Source organism: Streptomyces sp. (genome assembly GCF_019510245.1).
Lineage (GTDB): Bacteria > Actinomycetota > Actinomycetes > Streptomycetales > Streptomycetaceae > Streptomyces.
The window spans coordinates 1-3,551 of record NZ_JAEKKT010000264.1 but is presented as its reverse complement, the minus strand read 5'-3'; the positions used below and the strand labels follow the sequence as shown (position 1 = coordinate 3,551).

2 protein-coding genes and 2 pseudogenes are annotated in these 3,551 nt (G+C 64.9%); 1 reads left to right on the top strand and 3 read right to left on the bottom strand.

The window, feature by feature from the left end:
* A pseudogene (locus tag JF597_RS48390) lies at window positions 1-776 on the bottom strand (hypothetical protein); the annotation flags it as partial.
* A 757-nt stretch (window positions 777-1,533) separates the two neighbouring features.
* Here JF597_RS48390 and JF597_RS48385 point away from each other — a divergent pair.
* Window positions 1,534-2,103: a TetR family transcriptional regulator gene (locus tag JF597_RS48385; RefSeq protein ID WP_294012049.1), complete on the top strand. Its 570-nt coding sequence runs from the start codon at window positions 1,534-1,536 to the stop codon at window positions 2,101-2,103.
* 112 nt (window positions 2,104-2,215) lie between these two features.
* Here the strand turns inward: JF597_RS48385 and JF597_RS48380 are convergent, their stop codons facing one another.
* Window positions 2,216-2,602 (bottom strand): DUF3099 domain-containing protein, encoded by a 387-nt coding sequence (locus tag JF597_RS48380; RefSeq protein WP_294012046.1) that lies wholly within the window; start codon window positions 2,600-2,602, stop codon window positions 2,216-2,218.
* A gap of 420 nt (window positions 2,603-3,022) precedes the next feature.
* A pseudogene (locus JF597_RS48375) lies at window positions 3,023-3,551 on the bottom strand (transcriptional regulator); the annotation flags it as partial.

Genomic DNA, 3,551 nt, shown 5'->3' with positions numbered 1-3,551 from the left:
GGTAGCATCGCGACGGGTGCCACACCACTGCTGGGAACGCTGAGCACGATGAACAGGCCCATGCCCACCGCGGGGAAGAACTGCTTGGTGAAGGGCGCAACGCCGGAGGAGAATGTGGCTACCGCTGTGGTGAGCAAGAAGGCGACCACCATGGTCGAGGGGTCGTCGGGAAGATAGCCCAGTCCCACTCCGGCCAGGAAGCCCACGGAGCTGAGGACGGCGGAAAGGCCCGTTATTGTCAGCAGTTTCCGGCGCCGGTTGAAGGTCACCGCTCGCAGAAGGGTAGTCGCGAGTATGTAGCCAGGAATGCTCCAGGCAACTCCGAAGTAGACCAGGGTGGTGCCCATCTGGTCTTCTGCAACAGTGGGCGCTACGTCCTCGACTTGCAGCTTGACGCGGTCATGCGCAGCAACTGTGCTGAAGTCCTTGATGAGAGCCTGTTCGAGTGACACTCCGTTGGCCTTGGCCACGTAGAGGACACCGTGTGTGCGTCCGGGGACATAGCCCGCCACGGCATCGCGGTCGAGTACCGCTCGGCGGGCTTCTTCGCGGCCGGCCACGGCAGTGATGACGAATCCGCCGGGGTGCTGTCGCTGCAGAAGTGCCTCGCCCGCGGAGTGGGGTGCGCTGTGAGCAACTACGACTTTCGCGTTGTGGGGCTGAGGCGCGTGCAGAGCTGGGGCCAAGCAGAAGAGCAGGCCAAGGAAGAGGGTTGTGGGGAACCACAAGGCTTCGGCCAAAGTCCTGGCCACGTGAGCCTGCTGGGAGAGCTTCATCCGGTGTCTCACAGATTCCCACCCGGAACACGTCGATGAATGCCGTGTTCGCAGGACTCATTGCCGAACGGACGTGGGGTGCTGCTCTGGCCTCGCTGCTCCTGGCGGCTGACCAGTCCCGTGCGGTTCCCTGCATGTATGTGTACCGGCGTTACGTGACTGGGCTTCGCCATAGTGGCGAGGACGGACAACGTTGGTCCGGGCTTGTTGCAGGGCCTTCGCAAACTGAGCGGGGGTTCATGCATTCGAGCACCCTGCTTTACGGTCCCCGGTGGTGGAGCCAGCTCCCATGACGCCTTCTCCGTTCCTCGCGCCTGACTGCCGTCATTGCACACATTCATTACTGTACCGATCGGAACATCTATGCTTCGCGGAGCTTACGCGTACCGATCGGTACAGTCAAAACGTGCCTAGACCCACCGGCGCCGAGAGCCGAAACACTGGCGCAGAGTGTTCGCCACCTTCAGCAGGTCGGCTCGGCTCACAGATGCCGCTGGCCCGCCCGCCGAGACCCTCGGTAGATGGCAACCTGTCTACGTCTCCAGCAGCCGCGACAACAGCAACCGAACCAGTCGCCGTCATCGAGGCAATGGTCGGCTCCGGCACGGCTGCTCAGCCTCCTCAGTTTCAGTCGGTTCGGCTGAGCTGGGTCGCCCGTGGAGGGACCGTGGCTGTCAGCGGGTGGACATGGCTGGGGCCCGGCGCTCGGGTCGGGTGCTCCGGGTCACTATGCGTACCGACCGGTACAGTCCAGGGCATGCCTCGACCAGTCAATGTCGAAAAGCGCGCCGAGTTGCTGCGGGAGGTGGTGACGCACCTTCAAGATCACGGACTCGCGCAGATGTCGCTGAGCCCGCTCGCCGAGTCCATCGGCACCACCAAACGCATGCTTCTGTACTACTTCGGCAGTCGCGAGAATCTGCTGGCGCAAGCACTGATGGCCAACAGACCTGATGCCCGTGCGATGTTCGACGACGTCCACGACACCGCCGGCCTGCGTCGGGCCGCCCGCACGTTGTGGGAGGCGATGACTGTCGGGGAGCAGTCCGGACCGATTCGCATGCTCTTGCAGCTGTTGAGTCTGGCCGTCACGGACCCGCAGCAGTACGGCGAGCTGGCCGCCGACACCGTTGAGGTCATGATCGCGCCCATCGCCGCCGCGTACGTCCGGCTGGGCCACCCACCGGAGCAGGCACGAGCCGCAGCCACGCTGCTTGTTTCCGGTCTGCGTGGATTGTGCCAGGACCGCCTCGTGACCCATGACGTCACCCGTACCGACGCGGCAGCCGATCATCTCATCAACGGAGCTACCGCAGCGCCCGGCTGACCCACGGTGCTGATCACCCATCGCTCCCCCGAACTCGTCTCCCATCGGGAGCGTACGAAGGAAAACTTCCGCATACCGAGGTGGACGGCATGAGGGCCGCGGCGGCTGCAGCTCAGTTCGCATCATGCGGTTCGGGTCGCAAGGTCGTGCCCGACCCGGTGGCCACGTCCTCGGGGACCGCCGCGGAACCCGCGTGCCGCAGCGGAGCAATCACGAAAGGGGACGGTGCGGGGACGAGCGACGCCGGGGGTGCCGGGGCTTTCTCGCGGCCCCCGTTGGCGATGATGACGGCGATGTAGGGCAGGCCGATACCGAGGACCAGCGCGACAAGCGCAACAGGCCGTTCGACGTTCCAGAGGGTGGCAGCCAGGATCACCGACACCGTTCGCACCGACATGGCAATGACGTAGCGTCGCTGCCGGCCACGGACGTCCTCGTGGAGTCCCTGCCGCGCCGCAGTGATCCGGAAGACCTGGACGTTGTTGTGCTTGCTGATCACGCTTCATCGCCTGCCTGTCTTGGCATTTCCCTGGCCACTGGGATCCTGTGCTGGGCATGCTGCCGAAATGCCGACGAGCAGCCGTGACGGCCTGAATGCCTGCCACGCTTCAACCCACATATTTCGCAGGAGAGAGTGTCGACGAAGAGAGCTACCTCGACCGGAGGTGCTTCTCGAGCCGGTCGGCCACACAGTCACCTGTGCTTCCCATCGGCGAGGACACAGACGCTATCCGTATAGACAGCACCGTCGCCGCATCTGTGACAGCGGCGCCTGCGTCCCAGGGCCGTGCCGGTCGCCTTCCTGATCCTCGTTCTCGGCGCAACGCCTGTGCCGGAGCGATGTGCGGACTGCTCGGTGAGCCTTGCCGCATGGGGGCGAGCTGCCCCGTCTGTGCTGCAAAGGTGCAGGTAGTCCTGGTCAACAGGGGCGGGCCGCATCGATGGAACTCGCCGTTCCCTCCGCGATGGGCAGCAGAGACAGGAGCTGCAGGTTGGTGTGGCTCTCCGTGCCCGGTACCGCTGTATAGACGACGAGCCGCTGCGACTGCTCTGGGTCCACGAGCGTCTGGCAGTGCAGCTCGAGCGCCCCGACCTGTGAGTGCAGAAACCGTTTGGGGGCACAGTGGGACCCCAGGACGAGGTGCTTGTGCCACAGTGCGGCGAATTCGGGGCTCTCCTGATTGAGTGTGTCGACGAGCCTCGCGGCACGGGACTGTTCGCCGTCGTGCGTGTAGGCACCATGGAGGTCCGCTGCCATCAGACGGCTCTGTGCGGCGTGGTCGCTCTCGGGATGTACGAGCCGGGAGGCCGGGTCGGTGAACCAGCGGTAGTGGGCGCTACGGGCCAAGCCCATGTGGGCGGTCTCATCGCCCAGAAGCGCAACCGCGGGCCGTGTTTGCTTCAGGGTCTCGCCAAGGGGGTTCATCACCTGGGCGGGGGTGTCTTCC

What these genes read in the sequence shown, in the direction of transcription:
- JF597_RS48385 (WP_294012049.1), top strand. Translation starts at nt 1,534, where the DNA reads ATGCCTCGACCAGTCAATGTCGAAAAGCGCGCCGAGTTGCTGCGGGAG.